Consider the following 25,198-nt stretch of genomic DNA (forward strand, 5'->3'; position numbering starts at 1 on the left):
AAACGGTGACTGCCCTCGCGTTACTGAAGCAACGCGTCTTTCCCCTGACGAATATCGCGCGGCGACCAGTTAAACTCCCGGCGAAAAAGCGTCGAAAAGTGGTTACTGTCGCCGAATCCGCAGCGATAGGCGATATCGGTGACGCTTTCGTCGGTATGACGTAAAAGGTGCCGCGCTTTGATCAGGCGCAGACGGTTGAGGTAGCGCTGCGGCGTCAGCCCGGTATGCTGCTTGAGCTGACGATGCAGCGTGCGCAGCGAGAGCGAAAAGTCATCCGCCAGCGTTTCCCAGCAGACATCTTCGGCAAAATGATCTTCCAGCCAGGCCATCAGCTGGTTCAGGCGCGCGTCGTTATTTTCCAGCCCTTCCACCAGGCTGCTGCGCCGCAGCAGCACCAGCAGCTGCATAAACAGCAGCTCGCGGGTAGCAATGGCGTGCGTCTCCTGTCCATCCTCGCTCTGCTCCATCTGGCTCACCAGCTGACGCACCTGCTGCAACGTGGACTGATTCACCCGCCAGTGCGAGGGGTAGTGACCGTCCTTCTCCTGCGGCAACAGCTGATTCAGCCCGGAGAGAAACTGGAACGCATCCGGAGAACGATAGAGCACATTGGTCAGGCAAAGGTTGTCGGTATGTTCATACAGGTGCCTGTCGTGATCGCGCACGAAGCACACCGTACCGCCGCTGATGGTATACGGCTGACCGTTAAACACGTGGATGCCCGTTCCGTGCTCAACAATCACAATTTCATGAAAATCATGATGATGCTCCGGGAACGCAGCCTGAGGCAGCCGTGGCTCAATCGCGACCGGCGAAGCCCCCGAAGGAAAAAAATCGACGCTGTGCAGTACGGTCATAACGGCCCCCACCAATGAGAAAAGTTCTCAAAATAGTAATTAAGGCCTTCCACGCTCACCTTAAATTTTTGACAGCAAACCGCGCAAAAGCTGTCGGTTTTTCAAGAAACAGGCGGAAAGATCAGGAAATGCGGTCAGCGTCACACTGCCTGCAAACCCCGCCATTACTGGAAACTGTGAACTCCCTCACGTTCATCTTTGCTTTCTTGCCAGCGCGAGATTTGGGCTGTCAGTGGCGAGAAGGTGGCTATTTCTTCCCTTTCTTACACTCCTCGCTAATGACTTAAGAAAGGACCCGACCATGACTTTTCGCCATTGTGTGGCTGTCGATTTAGGCGCATCCAGCGGCCGTGTAATGCTCGCCACCTGGGACTGCGACCTGCACACCCTTACGCTTCGCGAAATGCACCGTTTCGCCAATTGTCTGCAAAAACAGGACGGTTTTGTTACCTGGGATATCGACGCCCTGGAAGCAGAGATCCGCACCGGACTTCACAACGTCTGCGAAGACGGTATTCGCATCGACAGTATCGGCATTGATACCTGGGGTGTGGATTACGTACTGCTGGACAGTCACGGCGAACGCGTCGGCCTGCCCGTCTCCTACCGCGACAGCCGCACCGATGGGCTAATGGCGCACGCCATCGCCCAGCTTGGCAAGGAGAACATCTATGGTCGCAGCGGCATTCAGTTTCTGCCGTTTAACACGCTGTATCAGCTGCGCGCGCTGGTTGAGCAACAGCCAGAGCTGGTCGAAAAGGTGGCGCATGCGCTGCTGATCCCGGACTACTTAAGCTACCGTCTGACCGGCAACATGAACTGGGAATACACCAACGCCACCACCACGCAGCTGGTTAACATCAACACCGATAACTGGGATGAACATCTGCTGGCCTGGACGGGCGCCTCGCCGTCCTGGTTCGGCGCGCCAACCCATCCGGGCAATGTGATCGGCCACTGGCTTTGCCCGCAGGGGAATGAAATCCCTGTTGTCGCCGTCGCCAGTCACGACACCGCGAGCGCGGTCATTGCCTCGCCGCTCGCCGGCAAAGACGCGGCGTACCTCTCTTCCGGCACCTGGTCGCTGATGGGCTTTGAGAGCAAAACACCCTACACCAGCGATGCCGCACTGGCGGCGAACATCACTAACGAAGGTGGCGCCGAAGGGCGCTACCGGGTGCTGAAGAACATCATGGGCCTGTGGCTGCTCCAGCGGGTGCTGAAAGAGCAGAACATCACCGACCTGCCCGCGCTTATCGCGGAAACCGAAACGCTGAAGGCCTGCACCTTCCTGATTAACCCGAACGACGACCGCTTTATCAACCCGGCGCACATGAGCGCTGAAATCCAGGCCGCCTGTTTTGAAGTGGGGCAGCCGGTACCTTCCCGCCCCGCCGAGCTGGCGCGCTGCATTTTTGACAGTCTCGCCCTGCTCTATGCCGACATCCTGAGCGAGCTGGCCGACCTTCGCGGCAAACCGTTCACGCAGCTGCATATCGTGGGCGGCGGCTGCCAGAACCAGCTGCTGAACCAGCTCTGCGCGGATGCCTGCGGCATTACCGTGGTGGCAGGTCCGATTGAAGCCTCCACGCTCGGCAATATCGGCATTCAGCTGATGGCCCTGGACGAACTGTCCAACGTTGACGATTTCCGTTCGGTGGTGACGGCGAATAACAGCCTGACCACCTTCACCCCCCATCCCTGCCATGAAATTGCCCGCTACCGGGCGCAGTTTCAGCAAAAACGACTGACTAAGGAGCTTTGCGCATGACCACTCAACTTGAACAAGCCTGGGACCTGGCTAAACAGCGTTTCGCCGCCGTCGGCGTGGATGTCGAAGAGGCGCTGCGCCAGCTCGACCGTCTGCCCGTCTCCATGCACTGCTGGCAGGGTGATGACGTTGCTGGCTTTGAGAACCCGGGCGGTTCCCTGACGGGGGGTATTCAGGCCACGGGTAACTACCCGGGCAAAGCGCGCAACGCCACCGAACTGCGTGCGGATCTGGAGCTGGCGCTGAGCCTGATCCCCGGGCCAAAGCGCCTGAATCTGCACGCCATTTATCTCGAATCCGACGAGCCGGTGGCGCGTAATGAAATCAAACCGGAGCACTTTACGAACTGGGTGGCGTGGGCGAAAGCCAACAAGCTGGGCCTGGACTTTAACCCCTCCTGCTTCTCGCACCCGCTGAGCGCGGACGGCTTTACCCTTGCGCACGCCAACGACGAAATCCGCCAGTTCTGGATCGACCATGTCAAAGCCAGCCGCCGCGTTTCTGCGTATTTCGGCGAGCAGCTTGGCACACCGTCGGTGATGAACATCTGGATCCCGGACGGTATGAAGGACATCACCGTCGACCGTCTGGCTCCGCGCCAGCGCCTGCTGGCCGCGCTGGATGAGGCCATCAGCGAGAAGCTGGACCCGGCGCACCACATCGACGCCGTGGAGAGCAAGCTGTTCGGCATTGGCGCCGAGAGCTACACCGTCGGCTCGAACGAGTTCTACATGGGGTACGCCACCAGCCGCCAGACCGCGCTGTGCCTGGATGCCGGCCACTTCCACCCAACCGAGGTGATCTCCGACAAGATCTCCGCCGCCATGCTCTACGTGCCACGCCTGCTGCTGCACGTCAGCCGTCCGGTGCGCTGGGACAGCGACCACGTGGTGCTGCTGGATGACGAAACCCAGGCCATTGCCAGCGAAATCATCCGCCACGATCTGTTCGACCGCGTACACATTGGTCTCGACTTCTTCGACGCTTCCATCAACCGCATCGCGGCGTGGGTTATCGGCACCCGCAACATGAAGAAAGCCCTGCTGCGCGCGCTGCTGGAGCCTGTCGCCGCCCTGAAACAGCTGGAAGAAAACGGCGACTACACCGCGCGCCTGGCGCTGCTGGAAGAGCAGAAATCCCTGCCGTGGCAGGCGGTGTGGGAGATGTACTGCCAGCGTCACGATGCGCCTGCGGGCAGCCAGTGGCTGGACAACGTGCGGGCATATGAGAAAGACGTTCTTGCCGCTCGTCAGTAAAAAACATTGCCCGGCGGCGCGTTGCTTGCCGGGCCTACAGGTAAAAGTAGGCCGGGTAAGCAACGCGCCACCCGGCATTTTCAAAGGAAACACAGTATGCAGACCATCACCACCTCCTGGTTCGTCCAGGGCATGATCAAAGCCACCTCCGACGCCTGGCTGAAGGGCTGGGACGAGCGCAACGGCGGCAACCTGACGCTACGCCTGGACGATGCGGATATCGAGCCATTTGCCGCCGATTTCCACCAGAAGCCGCGCTATATCGCCCTGAGCCAGCCGATGCCGCTGCTCGCCAACACGCCGTTTATCGTCACCGGTTCCGGGAAGTTCTTCCGCAACGTCCAGCTCGACCCGCAGGCCAACCTCGGCGTAGTGAAAGTGGATAGCGACGGCGCGGGCTACCACATTCTGTGGGGGCTGACGGATGAGGCGGTGCCCACCTCAGAACTGCCGGCGCACTTCCTCTCCCACTGCGAGCGCATCAAGGCGACCAATGGCAAGGACCGCGTGATCATGCACTGCCACGCCACCAACCTGATCGCCCTGACCTACGTGCTGGAAAACAATTCTGATTTCTTCACCCGCAAATTGTGGGAAGGCAGCACCGAGTGTCTGGTGGTGTTCCCGGACGGCGTCGGCATTCTGCCGTGGATGGTGCCGGGCACCGACGAAATCGGCCAGGCAACCGCGACGGACATGCAGAAACATTCACTGGTGCTGTGGCCGTTCCACGGCGTCTTCGGCAGCGGCCCGACGCTGGATGAAACCTTCGGCCTGATCGACACCGCCGAGAAATCCGCGGAAGTGCTGGTAAAGGTCTATTCCATGGGCGGCATGAAGCAGACCATCACCCGGGAAGAACTGATCGCCCTGGGTAAACGCTTTGGCGTCACCCCCATGCAGTCGGCGTTAGATTTGTACCAATAACAACATCGCGCCCCGCTCACCGAGACGGGGCGAAAACCACCTGCAATCCCTACAACTAACTCAAGTCAGTGGAGTAAAAGCAATGAAAATAAAAGCAAGCTTGATCCTCACCGTTGCCGCTCTGGCGTTGTCCGGTTCCGCTTTAGCAGAAGTGAAAATCGCCCTGGTGGCGAAGTCCTTAGGGAATGGATTCTTCGAGGCAGCGAACGTCGGCGCGCAGGAGGCGGCCAAAGAGTTAGGCGATGTAAAAGTGATTTATACCGGCCCGACCACCACCACGGCGGAAGCGCAGATCGAGGTGCTGAACGGGCTGATCGCCCAGGGCGTGGATGCGATCGCGATTTCCGCGAACGATCCGGACGCCGTCGTGCCGGTGCTGAAAAAAGCGATGCAGCGCGGCATCAAGGTTGTGTCGTGGGATTCCGGCGTGGCGAAAGCCGGGCGTCAGATCCACCTCAACCCGTCCAATAACGCCCTGATTGGCGAAACTAACGTCAAGCTCGCCGCCGATGCCCTGAAAGCGCTGAACGTGGAGAAAGGCGATGTGGCGGTGCTGAGCGCCACGCCAACCTCCACCAACCAGAATACCTGGATTGCGGAGATGAAAAAGGTGCTGCCGAAGTACCCGTCCGTCAATCTGGTGACCGTGGCCTATGGGGACGATCTCTCTGACAAGAGCTACCGCGAAGCGGTCGGCCTGCTGAAAACCTACCCGGAGCTGAAAGTGATTGTTTCGCCGTCTTCCGTGGGCATTGTGGCTGCCGCGCAGGCGGTGAAGGACCAGGGCAAGATTGGCAAAGTGTACGTCACCGGTTTAGGCCTGCCGTCTGAGATGGCGGGCGCGGTGAAGTCCGGCGCAAGCAAGAGCTTTGCCATCTGGAACCCGATTGACCTGGGCTATGCCGCAACCTACCTGGCGGATGACCTGGTGAAAGGCAACGCCACGAAAGGCGAGGCCAGCATGGGCAAGCTGGGCAAAGTGAAGCTGGATGCCGACGGCAACGGCGCGATGGCCGAGCCGTTCGTTTACGATGCCAGCAATATTGATAAGTTCTCAAAAATCTTTTGATGCGATTTGTAGGCCGGATAAGCGTAGCGCCATCCGGCAAAAGGCGGGTGGCGCTGCCGCTTACCCGCCCTACAAATTCCCCTGTCCAGGAGAACTATCATGACCCCATTGCTACAGCTTTCTGGCATCACCAAGGTGTTCCCCGGCGTGCGTGCTCTTGAGAACGTGCAGCTTGCGCTGTGGCCCGGCAAAGTGACGGCGCTTATCGGCGAAAACGGCGCGGGCAAGTCGACGCTGGTCAAAGTGATGACCGGCATATACCAGCCCGACGAGGGCGAAATTCTCTACAAGGCGATCCCCGTTCACCTTCCGACGCCGGAGTCGGCGCATAAAATGGGCATCACCGCCATTCACCAGGAAACCGTCCTGTTCGATGAACTCTCGGTCACCGAAAATATCTTTGTCGGTCAGTACCTTCACAAAGGCTTCCTGAAAAAGCTCGACTGGCCGGAAATGCACCGCCGGGCGCAGGCTATTCTCGCCCGCCTTGAGGTGCAAATCGACCCGCGCGCAACGCTGAAAACCCTGAGCATCGCCCAGCGTCACATGGTGGCGATTGCCCGCGCGCTGTCGTTTGAGGCGCAGGTGGTTATTCTTGATGAACCTACAGCGGCGCTGTCACAGCATGAAATCCTCGAGTTTTACCAGATTGTGGAGCGCTTAAAGCAGGAGGGAAAAGCCATCCTGTTTATCTCCCACAAGTTCGACGAGATTTTTGAGCTGGCCGATCACTACACCATTTTGCGCGACGGCGTGTTCGTCGGTGCAGGGGCAATAAATGAGATCACCGAGGAGCGGATGGTGTCGATGATGGTCGGGCGCGCCATTACCCAAACCTTCCCGAAAATAGACTGCGAAAAAGGCGAGACGGTGCTGGAGGTGAAAAACCTCTGCCATCCGACCGAGTTTGCGCATATCTCGTTCTCCCTGCGTAAAGGGGAGATCCTCGGCTTTTACGGGCTGGTGGGTGCCGGGCGTACCGAGCTGATGCAGGCGCTTTCCGGCGTCACGCGACCGTCGTCCGGGGAAATTATCCTCAACGGACAGCCCCGGCGCTTCCGCCAGCCTGCGGATGCGATCAAAGCCGGTATCGTCTGCGTGCCGGAAGAGCGGCAGAAGCAGGGTGCGATTATCGAACTGTCCATTGCCCAGAACATCAGCCTGCCTCAGCTCAGCAGGCTCAATCCGAACGGCGTACTGCACGACGACCGCGAATGGAAGCTGGCAGACGAATACGCCAGACGCCTGCAAGTGAAAGCCTTCAGCTGGAAGCAGGCGGTGGAGACCCTCTCTGGCGGCAACCAGCAAAAGGTGGTGATCGGCAAATGGCTGGCGACGCACCCTGACGTGATCATCCTCGATGAGCCAACAAAAGGCATCGATATCGGCTCAAAGGCAGCCGTGCATCAGTTTATGTCCGAGCTGGTCAGTCAGGGGCTGGCGGTGATTATGGTCTCGTCCGAACTGCCGGAAGTGATGGGCATGGCGGATCGCATTATCGTCATGCACGAGGGGCTGATGGTGGCCGAATACCAGGCGGGAGACGCGACGGCGGAAACCATCGTCAGCGCCGCCAGCGGTGCAAAACAGGAGGCGGCATAAATGCTTAGCTCACTCTTAAAACACCGCGAGGCGCTGCTTGGCGCGGTGATTGTCCTGATGGTCGTCGCCATTGGCAGCCGCGTGCCATCGTTTATCGCACCGGGCAACCTGGTGGAGATGTTTAACGACACCGCCATTCTGATCGTCCTCGCGCTCGGGCAGATGATGGTGCTGCTCACTAAAGGCATCGACCTGTCGATGGCGGCTAATCTGGCCCTGACCGGGATGATTGTCGCCCTGATTAATTTCCATTACCCGGACGTGCCCGTCTGGGCGCTGCTGATCCTCGCCAGCGCGCTTGGGCTGCTGATGGGCGCAATAAACGGCCTGCTGGTGTGGAAACTGGGCATTCCGGCGATTGTGGTGACGCTCGGCACCATGAGCATCTACCGCGGAATGATCTTTTTGCTCTCCGGCGGCGGCTGGGTGAACTCCAACCAGATGGGTGCAAACTTCCTCGGCCTGCCGCGTGCGTCAGTGCTGGGCCTGCCGGTGCTGAGCTGGTGCGCCATCGCCGTACTGCTGCTGGTGGGCTACTTCCTGCGCTACAGTCGCACCGGACGGGCGCTCTACACCGCAGGCGGGAACGCCACGGCAGCGTACTACACCGGGATCAACGCCGGGAAAATGCAGTTCATCAGCTTCTGCCTTTCCGGTCTGCTGGCCGGGTTCTGCGGCTACCTGTGGATATCACGCTTTGCCGTTGCGTATGTTGACGTCGCTAACGGTTTTGAATTGCAGGTGGTGGCAGCCTGTGTGATTGGCGGGATCAGCACCATGGGCGGCACCGGCCGCGTGCTCGGCTGTCTGTTCGGGGCGCTGTTCCTTGGCGTCATCAACAACGCCCTGCCGGTGATCGGCGTCTCCCCGTTCTGGCAGATGGCGATTTCCGGCTCGGTCATTGTAATCGCTGTGCTGCTGAACGAGCGCGGCAACAGGCGCAAAGGCAGGCTGATCCTGCGCGACGCGGCGCTGGCACGTCAGAAACTGGCGGTGAAACCATGAGCAAAATGATGACATCTGAAGAGTTCAAACCCACTTCTGCGCCGGGCATCTTCCAGCGCCTGCTGTGCTGGGAGGGCTTCCTGCTGGCGGTGACGCTGGCGGTGTTTGTGGTGAACGCGCTCGCCTCGCCCTACTTCCTCAATATCTGGAACCTCTCCGACGCGACGTTCAACTTCACGGAAAAAGCGATCATTGTGTTGCCGATGGCGATGCTGATTATCGCCCGGGAAATTGACCTGTCTGTGGCCTCCACCATCGCGCTCAGCTCCACGGTGATGGGCTTTTGCGCGGCAGCGGGCGTCGATACGCCACTGCTGGTGTGCGTGGGATTAGGCGTCGGGCTACTGTGCGGGCTGTTCAACGGTATTCTGGTGACGCGCTTTAACCTGTCGTCCATCGTCATCACCATCGGCACCATGAGCCTGTACCGCGGGATCACCTACATCCTGCTCGGGGACCAGGCGCTGAACAGCTACCCGGAGAGCTTCGCCTGGTTCGGCCAGGGCTACGTCTGGGGTGCGCTGTCGTTTGAGTTCGCGCTGTTTATCGTGCTGGCCGCTCTGTTTGCCTTTGTGCTGCACCGCACCAATTTTGGCCGCCGCACCTACGCCATCGGCAACAACCCGACCGGCGCGTGGTACTCCGGCATCAACGTGAAGCGCCACAACCTGATCCTGTTTGCGCTGGTAGGACTGATGTCCGGCCTGGCGTCGGTGCTACTCACCTCGCGTCTGGGCAGTACCCGCCCGACCATCGCGATGGGCTGGGAGCTGGCGGTGGTGACGATGGCGGTGCTCGGCGGCGTCAATATTCTCGGTGGGTCCGGCAGCATGGTGGGCGTGATTATCGCCGCCTTCCTGATGGGGCTGGTGACCTTCGGCCTGAGCCTGCTCAACGTGCCCGGCATTGTGATGTCGGTGATTATCGGCGCGATGCTGATCGTGGTGATTTCGCTGCCGATTATTACCCGCCGGGTGATGCAGCGAAGACGGATCTCATAGCCGGGTGGCACTGCGTTTACCCGGCCTACTTAACCGTAGGCCCGCGCAAGCGCAGCGCCGCCGGGCATAAAAATCACAGTAATTAAGGAGAATTATCATGAGCTTTATGTTGGCGCTCCCCAAAATCAGCCTGCACGGCGCGGGCGCGATCGGCGATATGGTCAATCTGGTGGCAAACAAACAGTGGGGAAAAGCGCTGATTGTCACCGACGGCCAGCTGGTGAAACTTGGCCTGCTCGACAGTTTGTTTTCCGCGCTCGACGCCCATCAGATGTCGTATCACCTGTTCGATGAGGTATTCCCGAATCCGACGGAAGCGCTGGTGCAAAAAGGCTATGCGGCATATCAGGATGCGGAGTGTGATTACCTGATTGCCTTTGGCGGCGGCAGCCCGATTGATACCGCCAAGGCAATCAAAATCCTCACCGCCAACCCAGGTCCGTCAACCGATTACTCCGGCGTCGGCAAGGTGAAAAACGCGGGCGTGCCGCTGGTGGCGATCAACACCACCGCAGGCACGGCAGCAGAGATGACCAGCAACTCGGTGATCATTGACTCCGCGCGGAAGGTGAAAGAGGTGATTATCGACCCGAACATCATCCCGGATATCGCCGTGGACGATGCCAGCGTGATGCTTGATATTCCGGCCTCCGTGACCGCCGCAACCGGCATGGATGCCTTGACCCATGCGATTGAAGCCTACGTGTCCGTCGGCGCGCACCCGCTGACCGATGCTAACGCGCTGGAGGCGATTCGCCTGATCAACCTCTGGCTGCCGAAAGCGGTTGACGATGGTCATAACCTGGAAGCGCGCGAGCAGATGGCCTTTGGTCAGTATCTGGCGGGCATGGCGTTTAACAGTGCCGGTCTGGGGCTGGTGCACGCCCTGGCGCACCAGCCGGGCGCGACGCACAACCTGCCGCACGGCGTGTGCAACGCCATTCTGCTGCCGATCATCGAAAACTTTAACCGCCCGAACGCGGTTGCCCGATTTGCCCGCGTGGCGCAGGCGATGGGCGTTGACACGCGCGGCATGAGCGATGAAGCGGCCAGCATGTCAGCTATTCAGGCGATTCGCGACCTGAGCGCCCGGGTCGGCATTCCGTCCGGATTTAGCCAGCTCGGCGTCACCAAAGCCGATATTGAAGGCTGGCTGGATAAAGCCCTCGCCGACCCGTGCGCGCCGTGCAACCCGCGCACCGCCAGCCGCGATGAGGTCCGCGAGCTGTACCTGGAGGCATTATGATCCGCAAAGCGTTTGTGATGCAGGTAAACCCGGACGCGCACGAGGAGTACGCACGTCGCCACAACCCGATCTGGCCCGAGTTGGAAGCGGTGCTGAAAGCCCACGGCGCGCACCACTACGCCATCTATCTCGACAAAGCTCGCAACCTGCTGTTTGCGACGGTGGAGATTGAATCGGAAGAGCGCTGGAACGCGGTGGCAAACACCGATGTCTGCCAGCGCTGGTGGAAATATATGGGTGACGTTATGCCGTCGAACCCGGATAACAGCCCGGTGAGTTCGGCGCTGAAAGAGGTGTTTTACCTGGACTGATGTGTTAACGCTGCTGCCCCCGAGGCGGCAGCAATCTCCCGCCTGCCACTCAGCGTAAACGCCGACACCACCGTGATCGCCAGCACGAAGCAGCCCAGTATCAGATACGTCTCCTGGAAGCCGACCCGGTCATACATATTTCCGGCAAAGGCGGAGAGGAAGATCGCCGCCGACTGTTTGGCAAACTGGAAGCCAATCAGGTAGATGGTGGCCGACAGGCGCGTATCAAACACCCCGGTGATGTACTTGAATGCCCCCACCAGCAGGAACGGGACTTCCAGCGCGTGCAGCATCTTCAGGGCAATCACCTCCACGGCGGTGGTGGCAAACGACGAGCCGATAATGCGCGTCGCCATGATCACCCCGGCAATCAGCAGCGTGTTTTTCGCGCCGATGCGGTTAATGATCCACGGCGAGCAGAACATGATGATCGCGTTACAGATTTCCCCCGCCGTGGTGGCGAAACCAAAGGCGCGGGTCCCCTCCTGCGGCGTGGCGAAGAAGGTTTTGAAGAAGGTGGCAAACTGCTGGTCGAAGACGTCATACACGCAGGCCACGCCAATCACGTACAGGATGAACATCCACATTCTGCGCTGGCGGAACAGGGTAAAGACGGTTTTAGCGGTGATCTGCGGCTGATTCGCACCCAGGGCATTCATCACCTGCGCCGTCTGGTTGGGCTTCGGTTTCGCGACCACCAGCAGCAGCATCAGCAACAGCGCCGCTCCCGACCCCATCCAGAATACATACGACGGATCGATGCCGAACAGGATGCCGCCCGTTGAGGCGCAGAGCCCCCAGCCGAGACAGCCAAACATACGCGCTTTGCCGTACTCAAAAAAGCTGTTGCGGCTCACGCGCTCAATGTAGGCCTCAATCGCCCCCGAACCCGCTGAAAAGACAAAGCCGATATAGATCCCACCGCTCAGCGCCCCCAGCCAGATATTGGTTTTCAGCAGCGGGGCGAAGACGTACAGGAAGAACGGCGCGAACAGGAACAGCAGCACCGAGATGATCCAAAGCAGATGTTTTTTCAGCCCCAGCTTGTCGGAAATGACCCCCAGCACCGGCTGGAAGGCAATGGCCGACAGCGAGATGCAGGAGAAAACAATCCCGGTATGGGTTTTGTTCAGGCCGATGATGTCCGACAGCCAGATCGGCAGGAACGGAAAGCAGGTGGCCATGATGAAGAAGTAGAGAAAGAAGAACAGCCCGAAGATCCAGAAGTTAGGGTTGTCTTTGTGGGTACAGGTTGTTGTGTTCATTATTTTTATCCTCAACGGAGGACCGGTTGCCCGGCCCGTCACCCTTACACGCGTTCCACACCAATCAGAATGGCGGTTTCCGGATCCAGAATCGGCAGCGCAATACCCGCCTGCATCAGCCACTCACCGCTTACCGTTTGCGGCGCGTCCATCCACGCCGGGAGCTTGCGCATGGTGTGCCCGCCCTCGCCCGTAATCTGAATGTTCGGGTGATCGAGCAGCGTGATGCGGTACTGCGCGCTGGCGTCTAACCCCGGCATGCGCAGCGGCATCATCAGGGTGTAGTCCGGCATCGCGAGCTGGCTGACCAAAAACAGCCCCTGCGCCTTGTCTTCGCTCACTATACCCTGCGCCAGGGTGGTGGCGTCCGGCATATCCACGCGCCACTGGGTGCCGTGATGAATGATCTCGCGCCACCGCTTATACAGCGCGGCGTAATGGCGATATCCTTCACGCTCCTGCGCGTCGACGGTGAGCGGATCCAGCTCCAGCCCCATGTGACCAAACAGCGCCGTCAGCCCGCGGAACTGAATGCTGTGCTGGCGGAAGGTGGCGTGACATTTATGATGACCGATATGCGCCCCCATCACCTCCGGCGGGAAGAAGTAGCTCATGCCGCGCTGGATAGTGTTGCGCTCCAGCGCGTCGTTGTTGTCGGACGCCCAGAAGCGGTGGCAGCGGGTCAGCACTTCATAATCGATTCGCCCGCCGCCGGAGGAGCAGGATTCAAATTCAATGTGCGGGAAACGCTCGCCCAGCACGTCCAGCAGGCGATAAAACTGACGCGTCTGGGCATCGGCGGCGGCTTTGCCCTTGTGCCCTGGCTGCACCAGCTCGCGGTTCATGTCCCACTTCACGTAGTCGACCTCGTGTTCGCCCAGCAGCCAGCTCATGCGCTCGACCAGATAATCAAAGGCCTGCGGAATATTGAGATTGAGCACCAGCTGGTGTCGCCCGGTCGCCTGGGCGTAGCCCGGCAGCGCCAGCACCCAGTCAGGGTGCGCGCGATACAGATCGGAATCCGGGTTAATCATCTCCGGCTCAACCCAGATACCAAACTCCATGCCGAGCTGTTTAACGTGATCGATCACCGGCTTAAGGCCGTTCGGGTATTTTTTCTCGTCCAGATACCAGTCGCCCAGCGCGGCGTGGTCGTCGTTGCGGCCTTTGAACCAGCCGTCGTCAATGATAAAGCGCTCCACGCCCAGCGCGGCGGCCTCGTCGGCCATGCGCATGATGTAGTCCGGATCGTGGTTGAAGTAGATCCCCTCCCAGGTGTTGAGATGCACCGGGCGCGGTTTATTTTCCGGGAAGCGGATAACGTTATCGCGCAGGTAGCGGTGGAACTGCTGGCTCATGCCATTCAGCCCGTGCGGGGAGTGGCTGGCATACAGGCGCGGCGTCCAGAGCGTTTCACCCTCTTCAATCGCCCTTTCCCCCGGCAGGTAGAGCGCTTCGGCCTGCATATAGCGGCGGCCATCGGTTTTCGCCTCCGCGCGCAGGCGGTGGTTGCCGCTCCAGCCCAGATGCACGCCCCAGACGTGGCCGTGCATTTCACTGAATGACGGCGTACCTGAAATCAGCGCCGGAAAATGTTCATGGGAGGTTTTACCCCGGCGGTTTTCAATCACAAAGCTGTCATGTTCAAGCATCACGCGGTGCAGCTGAAACTCCCTGATCCAGCGTCCGTGGAAGGCCATCACCTCCTGCGCGCGTTCGGCCACCGGCAGCGTCACGGCAAAGCGATCCACCTGCCACGCCTGCGTTTTCAGGTTGGTTAACCCATGACGCACCACCAGTACGCCGCTGGCATCCAGCGTTATTTCACTGGTCAGACGCAGGCCTGCATGCTCGTCTTCAGCAGTGATTGTCAGGGCGTTTAACGCCTGCTGCACCTGCGTGGTTTTAAATACCGGCGATCCGTCCAGCCCCTGGCGGTGCCCCTCGATGCCCGGCGAGCCAAACAGCCCATGCCCCAGCTCTGCCATCAGCGTGACGGGGGAGTCGACGTCCAGCCTGCCATTAGCAACCGGGCGCGCAATACTCAGCACATCCTGCGGCGTAAAGTGCTGAAGGTGCGGCCCCCAGTAGAGAATTTCGGCGAACGGGTGGGTTTTTACCACCACGTCAACCGTATTGCTTTCAAGTCGAAAAATGGAATCTTGCATCAGACATCTCCTGTCATCGGGATGTCCTGAGTGTTGATCCGAAACGTTTCGGATACAAACCAAAACGTTTCGGATCTGTGATCGGGTTTGGAAATTTTTGGTTAATCAGGCCGTCTGGCCTGGGGAGAATTCTGGCTGCCAGAGCACCTGAAGGGTGTCAATGTCGTCGCCATTAATCAGCTGGCGCACCATATCGGCAATCTGTTTCCCGACACCCTGACGGGTAGACTGGATCACCGCAGCGACGTCGATATCGACAATGCTGTCCTGCGGTAAGCCGTCATAGACCACCAGCGAAACGGCATTTTCACCGGTTAAACGCCCCATCTGCGCCAGGGCCATCGCTGCGCCGTCGCCGTGGGTGTTGCAGTCGGTAATGATGGCCGTGGGCGGCTGCGGCAGGGAGAGAAGTTCTTGCGTGGTGGCATACCCCACGCGACGCGAAGGGGGCATGGCGCGCAGCCATTCGCTGGAAAGTCCGGCTTCCCGCAGCGCGTCCAGGTAGCCCTGGCGGCGCTGGGTGATGAATGCCTGGTTGTTGCTTTCTCCCAGCAGCGCAATGCGCTGATGGCCTTTCTCGATCAGCCAGCGGGTGGCCTGATATGTGCCGGCATAGTTGTCGAAATCGAACCACGCGTACGGCTGCGGGAGCTGGCTGCGGCCGAGCGCCAGGAACGGGAACCCGGCGGCCTGTAGCTGCTCAAGACGCGGATCGTGATCCAGCGTATGCGCCACAATCAGCGCATCCACTCGTCGGCTCTGCACCATGCGCATATAGCTGTGTTTGTCCGCCAGATCGTCGTCAGCGATGAGCAGCAGGTCAATCTCATGTCGCGCAAGTTCGTGGCTAATTTCGCCGACCATGTCCATAAAAACGCTGTTATTGAGCGGAACAGGATGCACCGGAAACACCAGCCCGACGGCGTCGATTTTGCCCATCTTCAGGCGACGGGCAAAGGTATTTGGTCGGTAGCCACGGCGCTGGGCCTCCGCTTCCACGCGGGCGCGCGTCTCAGCAGAAACGTCGTCATACCCGTTGAGGGCGCGGCTGACGGTGGTAACAGACAGCCCCAGTTCTTTGGCAATGGCTTTAAGCGACATGATTTTCCGTATCTTTGTTAGTTTTGTTCCGCCACCAGCAGCGCGTGCGTATCTGGCTCCAGCGCCTTAAAGATATGCGGCTGGTCAGCGGGGTAGCAAATGTAATCTCCCGGGCCGAGCTCTTCCGCCGCGTCGATCAGACCGACCATCGCCCGCCCCTGGGTCACGATAATATGCTCAACCGAACCAGGCGGATGGGGCTGGGAAATACGGTCTGCCCCCGGCTGAGTCAGCAGCAGATAGATATCACGACGCGCGCCAGGCGGACACGCCGCGAGCAAAATCGCCTCGTAGTTCGCCTGCCCGGCGACGACTTTTGTGCCCTCGCCGCGGCGGATCACCTGCGTGACGGGTTGCTGCGGCTCCAGTAACCGGGCAAAAGGAATATCCAGCGCCACGCAAAGCGACCACAGCGTTTCCAGGCTAGGATTGCCGTTGCCAGACTCCAGTTGAGAAAGCGTGGATTTGGCGATCCCGGCACGGCGGGCAATTTCCGCCAGTGAGAGCCCGGTTCGCAAGCGTTCTCGCACCAGGCTTTTGGCGATCACGCTGATTGGCTGCGTCATAATAACGGCCTCTTTCTCTCTATAACGAACGAATCGTTCGTCTTGTAAAACGTTTCTGATGCGTTCATTATAATGGAAATACGTTCGATATGGCTAAAATGGTATGAAGAATCACCTCTCTTGCCTGAAAGGCGACACGATAAAAGCGATCGTCCTGGTCTGCCTCGCTGTGGGCGTGGTCGGCATGTCTTATGGCTCACTGGCGATGGCCTACGGTTTCCCGCTGTGGGTGCCGTTTGTCCTCTCCCTCACGGTGCTGGCAGGCGCATCCGAGTTTATGTTTATCGGCATCGTGGCGAGCGGCGGCAATCCGCTGGCAGCGGCAGCGGCCGGTTTACTGGTTAACGCGCGCCATGTGCCGTTCGGCGTTACGGTGCGTGAACTGGTGGGCAAGCGCGGCCTGAGCTTTCTGGGCTGTCATATCATGAATGATGAAAGTGTGGTGTTCGGCCTGTCGCAAAAAACCGCCGAGCAGCGTAAAGCGGCCTACTGGCTGTGCGGCCTGGGCGTGGCAATCATCTGGCCGCTGGGGGCGGTGCTGGGCGCGATGGTCGGCAAACTGCTGCCGGACCCGGAAACCATCGGGCTGGACGCGGTGTTCCCGGCGATCCTGCTGGCGTTAGTGGTGCCGGCATTTAAAAACCGTACCACGCTGATCCGCGCCTGTAGCGGCGCAGTGTTGTCGCTGGCCGCCGTACCGTTTGCGCCGGTTGGCCTGCCGGTGCTGCTCTCTTTGCTCGGCCTTGCCGCGAGGAAAAAATAATGGAAAACATGACGGTCTTTATTCTCGGCATCGCCATTCTTTCTGCCGGAACCTATCTGATGCGTCTCGGCGGGGCGAAACTCGGTAGCCGGCTGGCGCTTTCTGAACGGTCGCAGGCGCTGCTTTCAGACGCGGCAACCGTTTTGTTGTTCTCCGTCGCGCTGGCAACAACGTTTTATGAAGGGGACCATTTTGCCGGGATGGCGCGCGTACTGGGGGTGGGGTTCGCGGTGTTTCTGGCCTGGCGCAAAATGCCGTTAATTGTGGTGATCGTCGCGGCGGCGGTGGTGACGGCGCTGCTGCGTCTGGCGGGATTACATTAAAAACTTTCCTTTCCTGGCGATGATATATTCGTCAGGAAAATCAGTCCCTTCAGGAATGTGGCCTCGTCCACAATAATCATCTCTTCCTCACCGTCGTCTTGTCATACCCCGCTGACATTTTCATGCTCAGCCTTATATCGCCTCACCCGTAGAATCAGGTTACGCAATTCTCAACGGAGTGAAGCGATGGCGCACCTGACGACCGCTTGTATCGATCTCAACATTCAGGGCAACAGCCCCTATTCCATCCTGAAACAGCTGGCGGAGATGGCCTGGCAAAACGGCTTTGTGACCGACCGCGCCGCATTTTTACAAACGCTACTTTTACGCGAAAAACTGCACTCCACCGGCTTCGGCAACGGGGTCGCCGTGCCGCACGGTAAAAGTCACGTGGTTACACAACCGTTTGTGTTGTTCGCACGTAAAGCCTCCAGCGTGGACTGGCAGGCCAGCGACGGCGAAGCAGCAACCTGCTGGATCTGCCTTGGCGTGCCGCAGCACGGAGAAGAGGCGCAGGTGAAGCTGATTGGCACCCTGTGCCGGAAGATTATTCACCCCGAATTTATCTCACAACTCAAACAGGGCGGTCAGGAGCAGATCCTCACGCTGCTCAACCAGACGCTGAGCGAATAAGGAGCAAACAATGGGAACGTCGTTACGGTTAGTGGCCATCACCAACTGCCCGGCGGGTATCGCGCACACTTATATGGTGGCGGAGGCGCTGGAGCGTAAGGCGCGTGATCTGGGCCATACCATTCAGGTAGAGACGCAGGGATCCAGCGGCGTGGAAAACCGGCTCAGCGATGAAGCCATTCGCGCCGCTGATTACGTGATTCTGGCAACCGGACGCGGGCTAAGCGCCGACGATCGCGCCCGTTTTGCGGGGAAACAGGTTTATTCCATCCCCATTTCCCAGGCGCTGAAGAATATCGACGCGATCTTTGACAATTTACCCACCCAGTCGCAGCGTTTTGCCGAAGAGAGTGGCGTGAAGCTCGGTAAACAGGAGGTGGAGAAAGGCAGCGTGATGAGCCATCTGATGGCGGGCGTTTCTGCCGCGCTGCCGTTCGTTATCGGCGGGGGGATTCTGGTAGCGCTCGCCAATATGCTGGTGCAGTTCGGTTTGCCTTATAGCGATATGTCGAAAGGCGCACCGTCGTTTACCTGGGTTGTCGAATCGATCGGCTACCTGGGCTTCACCTTTATGATCCCGATTATGGGGGCGTACATCGCCTCGTCGATTGCCGACAAACCCGCTTTTGCTCCGGCGTTCCTGGTCTGCTATCTGGCGAACGATAAAGGGCTGCTGGGCACGCAGTCCGGCGCGGGATTTCTTGGCGCGGTGGTGCTGGGACTTGCAATAGGTTACTTCGTGCTGTGGTTTCGCAAGCTGAAGCTTGGGAAAGCGTTGCAGCCGCTGCTGGGCTCGATGCTGATCCCGTTCGTGACGCTGCTGGTGTTTGGCGTATTGACCTGGTACGTTGTCGGGCCGCTAATGTCCGATCTGATGGGTGCCCTGCTGCATTTCCTCAACACCATACCACCGTCGATGAAGCTCGGCGCGGCCTTCCTGGTGGGCGCGATGCTGGCGTTCGATATGGGCGGTCCGGTCAATAAAACTGCGTGGTTCTTCTGCTTCTCGCTGCTGGAAAAACATATCTACGACTGGTACGCCATCGTCGGGGTGGTGGCGCTGATGCCACCCGTTGCCGCAGGTATCGCCACTTATTTGGCGCCGAAGCTGTTTACCGAACACGAAAAAGCGGCCGCCAGCAGCGCCATTGTGGTGGGCGCGACCGTCGCCACCGAACCGGCCATCCCTTATGCGCTGGCGGCCCCCCTACCCATGCTGACCGCAAATACCCTGAGCGGAGGGATCGCGGGCATGCTCACTATCTCGTTTGGTATTCAACGCCTGGCACCCGGTCTTGGCGTGTTCGATCCGCTGATTGGCCTGATGTCACCAGCTGGCTCGTTTTATCTGGTGCTGGCCATCGGCCTGGCGCTGAACATTGCGTTGATTATCGTTCTGAAAAGCGGGTGGCTGAAGCGCAAAGCTGCCCGTATGGAGAAGGCAAATGAACATTGATTTACTGAAATCCCTTTGCGATGCCAGCGCGGTCAGCGGCGACGAACAGGAAGCGCGGGATATTTTGATCGACACCCTTGAAGGCCATGCGGATGAGATCACCTTTGACGGCCTGGGCAGCGTTATCGCCCGCAAGGGCATGCGCGGGCCGAAGGTGGCGATTGTCGGGCATATGGATGAAGTGGGCTTTATGGTCACCCACATCACCGGGGCGGGATTTATCCGCTTCGACACCATCGGCGGCTGGTGGAACCAGTCGATGCTCAACCATCGCGTAACAATCCGCACCCGCAGCGGCGCAAAAATACCGGGGGTGATTGGCTCAGTCGCGCCCCATGCGCTGAGCGAGAAGCAAAAGCAGCAGCCGATGACATTTGATGAGATGTTTATCGATATAGGCGCGAACAGCCGCGAAGAGGTGGAAAAATACGGGATTGCAATGGGGGATTTCGTCTGCCCGGAAGCGAACTTTGCCCGCTGGGGCGCGGACAAAATTGTCGCCAAAGCGCTGGATAACCGCGTGGGCTGCGCCTTAATGGCCGAGCTGCTGCTGACGGTGAACAACCCGAATATCACCCTGTACGGCGTGGGCAGCGTCGAGGAAGAGGTGGGCTTACGCGGGGCGCAAACCTCCGCCGAGTGCATTAAGCCTGACGTGGTGATTGTGCTTGATACCGCCGTCGCAGGCGACGTACCGGGCATCGACGCCATTAAATATCCGCTAAATCTGGGCGACGGCCCCGGCGTGATGCTGTTCGACAAGCGTTACTTCCCCAGTCAAAAGCTGGTGGCCTTGCTCAGGCAAAGCGCAGAAAAACAAGGCGCGCCGTTACAGTTCAGCACCATGAAAACCGGCGCAACCGACGGCGGACGGTATAACGTGATGGGCGGCGGGCGGCCCGTGGTGGCGCTTTGTCTGCCGACACGGTATTTGCACGCCAACAACGGTATGATCTCCCAAAAGGATTATGACGCGGCGCTGAACATAGTGCATGAACTGCTGATGTCGCTTGATGAAACGCAGGTCGCCGCGCTAACGGATTTTCGCTAAGGACCCGCCATGCTCAACGAACGTCAGTTTGCTTTATTCGATGCGCTGGAGTCGCAGCCTGCGGCACTCAGCGGCCTGGCCCAGCATACCGGCGTTTCTGCCCGCACCATCCTGCGTGATATCGACTACATCAATTTCACCCTCAGCGGCACGGCGCGGATCAGGGCGACGGGCAGTGCCCTGTACCAGCTTGAGATTGCCGACAGAAAACAGTATTTCCGGCTGTTACAGCGCCATGATAATGATGACCGGCTGCTGGCGCTGCTGCTGATCCGCCCGGTGATGTCCCGCGCGCAGCTGGCGGATGCGCTAAACCTTACCGATCCCTGGATTGCTGAGCGTCTGCCGCGCCTGCGGCAGCGCTATGCGCGCGCATTCCCGCTCGCCAGCCGTCCCGGCGCCGGGTACTTCATTGATGTCGACCCGGATAAGCGCCTGATCCTGCTGGCTAACCTGTTCAAAAAGGATCCGCTGGCGTTTCCGCTGGCGGGGATTGCCCCGGCAACCTTATCCATGCTGCACGCGCACTGTCAGAGCCTGACGGCGTGGCCGGATATTCAGGCAGATTATCGGGCCAGCATGGTTCTGGCCGGATACGCCCTGCGCCAGCAGCTTCCGGTTTACGCCGACGTCGCCGAATCTGACGCGCTTCGCGACTGCTGCGAGCGGACGGGGATCTGGCTCAGTCCGACGGTGATTAACGTCATCGCCAGCACGCTCAATCGGCTACAGCAACACGCCAACGGTATCACATCAGAGTATGTCGCCGGCCAGCTGGCGAGGCTGTCCGCCGCAGGGCAGCCGCAGGTGATCGACGCTCAGCTGAAAGATGACCTGACCGCCCACCTGAAACGTTGCGTGGCGATGCCAAACTGGCTGCCGGAAAGCCGACCCGGCTCCATGAATAACCTTAAGGCCGCGTGGCCTGCCGCGTTTGATATGAGCGTAAAATTCATCAACCAGTTGCGCATGGAGATCGACATCCCGCTTATCGACAGCGATCTGCCGGGACTCTATTTCGCCTGTGCACTGGAGCGACACCACAGCGCATGGACGCCCATCTTTCTGCTTGCCGATCAAAACGCCATTGCGACCATCAATAAAATGGCCATTGAGCGAGAGGTGATGAACTGCCGGGTCGTTGTCGCCTTCACGCCCGATGAACTTGTGGCCCTGACAGACGAAAGCCATCCGGCGCTGATTGTGAATAACAGCCACTTTCTGCTGGATGAAGGCCTACGTAACGTACTGGTTATACGCAACATCATTACCGCGGCGGGTATCGATCAGATTAAGGATTTCCTGGCCTCGGCGTTTATTCGCCAGCAACCTGAACGCTTTTTCCCGCCAGAGGGATCTTTTTACTACGCGAACCGCACCTGCGAGAGCTGGGATGAGGTCATCGCCGCCGTTACCGCGCGTCTCTGTGAAAGGCAGTTAATTACCGAAGATGAAGCGCTACGCATTAGTCAGCGCGAACGGGAGGGCGAGAATCTGATCGTCAACCACGTGGCGATCCCCCACTGCTGGAGCGAGGCCGCGGGGCCATTTCGCGGATATTTTATTATGCTGGAACGCACGCTTCACGTGAACAGCGAACCCGTGAAGCACGCCCTTATCGCCTGTGCCAGCGTGGAAAATCGGCAGGAGCAGAAAGTATTTAGTTTTCTGGCCGGCATGTTAAGCAGTCATTCGCCGCAGCAGATCGACAGTGTGGACAGTTACGAGACATTTATTGCGTTATTGCGCTGAAGAAAGGAACTGTCCCTGCACAGAAGAGCAGGGACAGAACGATTAGCGCGCAGGAAGCGTATCGACGTTAAGCGTCAGCGTTTCTTCAAAATCCGTGGTGTTAGTAACGCTAAACGCCTTGTCAGAGAGATAGGTCGTGATCATCATAGTGGCGACAAACTGCTCGCCCGCCACTTCTGTACCGTTTACCGCCGCCAGCGCTTTTTCCGGCTTTAGCGTCACCTGAGAAGCGCCTCCCTGAACGGCTACCGCGCCAATATCAACCGCGGCCAGCTGCACGGGGTTCCCGTCCACCCGCCCATCTTTGAATTCGATTTTCATCGCGCCGCTGTCCGTAAAACGATACGCCAGGTTCTGTCGGGCAATCCCGTCTACGGAGATGCGCATTTTGCGCACATCCGGACACAGCACCGAAACCTGAACTTCACGCATCAAAGAAGCATAACCGTTGTACACTTTGCCAATATGTTCAGCGGACGTTTGCCGCATATCCTCTTTACGGTAGCGCCCGTAATCGACTTTCTTCACCGCCGACATCATTTCACAGGCGCCGTCATCGGCCTGCGCCATTCCCGAAAGTCCCGCTGCGCCGCAGAGCAGCATAAGCATCAGCGCGTATTGACGAACGTTATTCAGAGACATTTCCCTGTCACCTCTTCATAGAATTTATTCGGTTCTGCCTCCGGCAGGGTGTACGTCAGCCTGCAACGCCCTTCATCCAGCTTCGCATACAGCTGCTGGCTGGCAGAGATATCGTTCAGGAAGATCACGCCGTCTTCTGGCGCACTCGTCACATACTCCCCTGCCGCGTCCACAATCGAGACACCTTCCGGCAGCGGCGTACCGTCCGCACGGCGTATACTGAGCAGCACGCGGCGCTGGCTTAACGTCGCAAACTCCCACTTCGCCACAGCGCCGTGAGACGCTTTGATCGCTGTTCTGCCATTTCTTACGTCCAGATTGCCTGGCAGGCTTTCCGTGTTGATCTCAATCGTGCTTTCACGGAACGGCGACAGCGCAGGAATAATCGCCTGGCCCCATTTATCGGTCCATACCGCGCCGCGCGGGGTACCTATCTCGATGCCAGCCACCGGTTTATCCAGTCTGGCAATGGCGTACGTATCGGTCACGCGGTAAGGCGAGAAGGTCACCCCGTCGCTGTGGGCGACAATCCCGCCGCTTAATGCTGCTGAGTAGTTGGTATTGCTGTCGTTATCTCCTCCTGCCGCCAGCGCCAGGTTGGTGTAATGCAGATTACTGTTCAGCGAGCTGTCCCAGCTGGTGGTGTTCTCTTCCTGGTCCTGAGTGACCCCCACCGTGTACTGGTTCTCAGCGTTGAGCGAGCCCATTGCCCGCGTGCCGTAAGAACGCTTACCTTCGCTCTCGCGATACCAGGAGCTGGTTGTCACGCCTGAGCGTCCCAGCGGGATCGACACGTTTACGTAAAACTGATCGTTGTCGCTGCTGTCGTGCCGGCTGACATCCGACTCCCAGTTCACGCTCACGTTGAAGTATTTAAAAGTCTGTGACCACGACGAGATAAACCGGCGACTGTCATAGTCACTGTTCCAGCTCTCGTTGCGATAATAGCTGAGGGAAAAGCGGCCCAGCGTGGTACTCGACCAGTTGATACCGACGCTGGTGTCGTATTTGGTTTGCGACATATCATCGTCGTCGCCGTAAAGTTCAGCCATCTCGCGGTAATCCGGTGTGCCATAGCTGCCGCCCAGCGAAAGCCCAATGCCCCACGGCAGGGAGTAACCCAGATCCAGCGTCGTTTTGTTGCCGTCGGTTTGCGTCTGGTTGTCTATTGACGCCAGAAAACCCAACGAGGCATACAGGTTCTGCATCGGTATGGTATCGAGGTTGCCGGAGAAGCCATAATAGTGGTTATCCGCCATCACCATACCGGCCAGGAAATTGACACGCTTATTGACAGACCAGCCGTTGTTGGCGGACACCACCCACGGATTTTCAAAGCGTGAGTCCATGTCTTCAACGCGGCCCATAGCCAGCGTAAAGCCCGGGGCACGGCCTATATGATTGCTGCGGAACGTACTTGCCGAGACAGTGAATCGGTTTTCGCTGCCGTCAGTCTCGGTGACCGTTACGTTCAGGTCGGTGTTGAGGTTCGCCAGCGGCACGTCATCCAGGTTGAACGGACCGGCAGGAACCAGCGTTGAGTAAATGAGCTGTCCGCCCTGGCGGATATCGACGCGCGCCTGCGGATTACGGGCAATACCGCTGACTTCGACACCCGTTCCCACCTGGGGAGTGAGTGCGGTATCCGGCATCATCTGGACCCCGTAAATTCCCGGAATACTGAAGCGGCTGTTGGCGATGTTAATCTGGCCACCCTGCACCATCACGCCATAATCGGTAAAGGTACGCTGGGCATAGGTGTAGAGGGAGTCGACCTCAAAATCCTGATCGCTGCCGTCGCTAATGAACTGCGTGCTGCGCACAATCCAGTCTCCGGCATTAAAGCCCATTTCAAAGGTCGACTGGAAACGGTCAGCGTTCTCATCATCATAATGATTATGGGTGCCAAACATGGAGTAATTCAGCATGGCTGCACGTCCGCCACGCACCTCGGAGAACTGTCGGCCATAATCAGGGTCGATCGCTTCAGGCGGTACAACAACCGATATTTCATCAATATCCGGCGAAGTCTGAATCGTTGATCCGGACCAGTAGTGATAAATCTTCGGGCAGGTGCCTCTTTTCGTCTGTTTAATCAGGCCCGCGTTTTCCAGAAACGCTTTATCAATACAGGGCGTTCCTTCCTCATCAAATTTCACGGGCATAATATTGCGCTGCTTACCATTAATATTAACCGTCACATTATGGTAGCCAGGGGTAAAACGGGGAGTGAGGGAATAGTAATCCGCAATGGCCGGATCAAGCCCGTTATTTTTTAAAGCATCGCTGTCAAATATGGCTCGCGCCAGTTCCAGAGATTCATTCGCATTAGAGGAAATCTCAGCCCGAATATTAAATGCCAGCACGCTAAGGCAAAACACGAGCATTCCCTTTTTACAGGAACCGTTTAACATAACTACTCCATGTTTGTTA

Annotated in this window: 22 protein-coding genes; 15 read left to right on the forward strand and 7 right to left on the reverse strand. The window is 58.7% G+C overall.

The window, feature by feature from the left end; genetic code table 11:
* Window positions 1-20: 20 nt before the first annotated feature.
* Entirely contained in the window at window positions 21-857 is an 837-nt protein-coding gene (rhaS, locus tag ACWKXX_RS18730; RefSeq protein ID WP_015569934.1) for an HTH-type transcriptional activator RhaS, read from the reverse strand.
* Between the two features lie 301 nt (window positions 858-1,158).
* Here rhaS (ACWKXX_RS18730) and rhaB point away from each other — a divergent pair, with 301 nt between their 5' ends.
* The 9 genes from rhaB to rhaM all read left to right on the forward strand — a co-directional run bounded on the left by rhaB (window position 1,159) and on the right by rhaM (window position 11,045).
* Window positions 1,159-2,628 carry a rhamnulokinase gene (rhaB, locus tag ACWKXX_RS18735; protein ID WP_261665890.1) on the forward strand — a complete coding sequence of 490 codons (1,470 nt, stop codon included), beginning with the start codon at window positions 1,159-1,161 and terminating at the stop codon, window positions 2,626-2,628.
* Complete coding sequence (gene rhaA, locus ACWKXX_RS18740; protein ID WP_045142625.1) at window positions 2,625-3,884, forward strand: L-rhamnose isomerase; 1,260 nt, start codon at window positions 2,625-2,627, stop codon at window positions 3,882-3,884. The genes rhaB and rhaA overlap by 4 nt, the downstream gene beginning before the upstream one ends.
* Window positions 3,885-3,980: 96 nt before the next feature.
* On the forward strand, window positions 3,981-4,811 hold the full coding sequence (rhaD, locus tag ACWKXX_RS18745; protein ID WP_015569930.1) for a rhamnulose-1-phosphate aldolase: 831 nt from the start codon (window positions 3,981-3,983) through the stop codon (window positions 4,809-4,811).
* Window positions 4,812-4,893: 82 nt separating this feature from the next.
* Window positions 4,894-5,880 carry a rhamnose ABC transporter substrate-binding protein gene (gene rhaS, locus ACWKXX_RS18750; protein WP_015569929.1) on the forward strand — a complete coding sequence of 329 codons (987 nt, stop codon included), beginning with the start codon at window positions 4,894-4,896 and terminating at the stop codon, window positions 5,878-5,880.
* A 99-nt stretch (window positions 5,881-5,979) separates the two neighbouring features.
* Complete coding sequence (locus ACWKXX_RS18755) at window positions 5,980-7,482, forward strand: sugar ABC transporter ATP-binding protein (RefSeq protein ID WP_045338758.1); 1,503 nt, start codon at window positions 5,980-5,982, stop codon at window positions 7,480-7,482.
* Complete coding sequence (locus ACWKXX_RS18760) at window positions 7,483-8,487, forward strand: ABC transporter permease (RefSeq protein ID WP_032668955.1); 1,005 nt, start codon at window positions 7,483-7,485, stop codon at window positions 8,485-8,487.
* On the forward strand, window positions 8,484-9,488 hold the full coding sequence (locus ACWKXX_RS18765; RefSeq protein ID WP_015569926.1) for an ABC transporter permease: 1,005 nt from the start codon (window positions 8,484-8,486) through the stop codon (window positions 9,486-9,488). The genes ACWKXX_RS18760 and ACWKXX_RS18765 overlap by 4 nt, the downstream gene beginning before the upstream one ends.
* Window positions 9,489-9,585: 97 nt before the next feature.
* A complete protein-coding gene (gene fucO / locus ACWKXX_RS18770) occupies window positions 9,586-10,734 on the forward strand; it encodes a lactaldehyde reductase (RefSeq protein ID WP_454540840.1) in 1,149 nt (382 codons plus the stop codon).
* Window positions 10,731-11,045: an L-rhamnose mutarotase gene (rhaM, locus tag ACWKXX_RS18775; RefSeq protein WP_015569925.1), complete on the forward strand. Its 315-nt coding sequence runs from the start codon at window positions 10,731-10,733 to the stop codon at window positions 11,043-11,045. Before fucO ends, rhaM begins: the two co-directional genes overlap by 4 nt.
* Here rhaM and ACWKXX_RS18780 read toward each other — a convergent pair.
* The 4 genes from ACWKXX_RS18780 to ACWKXX_RS18795 form a co-directional block, all read right to left on the reverse strand.
* Complete coding sequence (locus ACWKXX_RS18780; protein WP_261665886.1) at window positions 11,033-12,310, reverse strand: MFS transporter; 1,278 nt, start codon at window positions 12,308-12,310, stop codon at window positions 11,033-11,035. The two genes, rhaM and ACWKXX_RS18780, sit on opposite strands and share 13 nt — an antisense overlap.
* A 44-nt stretch (window positions 12,311-12,354) precedes the next feature.
* Window positions 12,355-14,478 carry an alpha-galactosidase gene (locus ACWKXX_RS18785; protein ID WP_261665885.1) on the reverse strand — a complete coding sequence of 708 codons (2,124 nt, stop codon included), beginning with the start codon at window positions 14,476-14,478 and terminating at the stop codon, window positions 12,355-12,357.
* Window positions 14,479-14,583: 105 nt separating this feature from the next.
* Complete coding sequence (locus ACWKXX_RS18790) at window positions 14,584-15,579, reverse strand: LacI family DNA-binding transcriptional regulator (protein ID WP_003861974.1); 996 nt, start codon at window positions 15,577-15,579, stop codon at window positions 14,584-14,586.
* A gap of 17 nt (window positions 15,580-15,596) precedes the next feature.
* On the reverse strand, window positions 15,597-16,145 hold the full coding sequence (locus tag ACWKXX_RS18795) for a helix-turn-helix domain-containing protein (protein ID WP_003861973.1): 549 nt from the start codon (window positions 16,143-16,145) through the stop codon (window positions 15,597-15,599).
* 103 nt (window positions 16,146-16,248) lie between these two features.
* Between ACWKXX_RS18795 and ACWKXX_RS18800 the strand changes: the two genes are divergently transcribed.
* The 6 genes from ACWKXX_RS18800 to ACWKXX_RS18825 all read left to right on the forward strand — a co-directional run bounded on the left by ACWKXX_RS18800 (window position 16,249) and on the right by ACWKXX_RS18825 (window position 22,123).
* Window positions 16,249-16,908, forward strand: a complete 660-nt coding sequence (locus tag ACWKXX_RS18800) for an AzlC family ABC transporter permease (RefSeq protein ID WP_015569922.1) — start codon at window positions 16,249-16,251, stop codon at window positions 16,906-16,908.
* Entirely contained in the window at window positions 16,908-17,231 is a 324-nt protein-coding gene (locus tag ACWKXX_RS18805; protein ID WP_017382685.1) for an AzlD domain-containing protein, read from the forward strand. Before ACWKXX_RS18800 ends, ACWKXX_RS18805 begins: the two co-directional genes overlap by 1 nt.
* Window positions 17,232-17,417: 186 nt before the next feature.
* Window positions 17,418-17,864 (forward strand): PTS fructose transporter subunit IIA, encoded by a 447-nt coding sequence (locus tag ACWKXX_RS18810; protein WP_045615349.1) that lies wholly within the window; start codon window positions 17,418-17,420, stop codon window positions 17,862-17,864.
* Between the two features lie 10 nt (window positions 17,865-17,874).
* Window positions 17,875-19,320 carry a PTS fructose-like transporter subunit IIBC gene (locus ACWKXX_RS18815; RefSeq protein ID WP_261665884.1) on the forward strand — a complete coding sequence of 482 codons (1,446 nt, stop codon included), beginning with the start codon at window positions 17,875-17,877 and terminating at the stop codon, window positions 19,318-19,320.
* Entirely contained in the window at window positions 19,310-20,371 is a 1,062-nt protein-coding gene (locus ACWKXX_RS18820) for an aminopeptidase (protein ID WP_261665883.1), read from the forward strand. Before ACWKXX_RS18815 ends, ACWKXX_RS18820 begins: the two co-directional genes overlap by 11 nt.
* Window positions 20,372-20,380: 9 nt before the next feature.
* Window positions 20,381-22,123 (forward strand): putative frv operon regulatory protein, encoded by a 1,743-nt coding sequence (locus ACWKXX_RS18825; RefSeq protein ID WP_261665882.1) that lies wholly within the window; start codon window positions 20,381-20,383, stop codon window positions 22,121-22,123.
* A 42-nt stretch (window positions 22,124-22,165) separates the two neighbouring features.
* Here ACWKXX_RS18825 and ACWKXX_RS18830 read toward each other — a convergent pair whose 3' ends face one another.
* Together ACWKXX_RS18830 and ACWKXX_RS18835 are read right to left on the reverse strand one after the other, a co-directional pair.
* Entirely contained in the window at window positions 22,166-22,765 is a 600-nt protein-coding gene (locus ACWKXX_RS18830; protein WP_261665881.1) for a DUF1120 domain-containing protein, read from the reverse strand.
* Window positions 22,756-25,179, reverse strand: coding sequence for a fimbrial biogenesis usher protein (locus ACWKXX_RS18835; RefSeq protein ID WP_261665880.1), 2,424 nt, complete (start codon window positions 25,177-25,179; stop codon window positions 22,756-22,758). Before ACWKXX_RS18835 ends, ACWKXX_RS18830 begins: the two co-directional genes overlap by 10 nt.
* Between the last annotated feature and the right edge of the window lie 19 nt (window positions 25,180-25,198).

This window comes from Enterobacter sp. UPMP2061 (genome assembly GCF_053709615.1).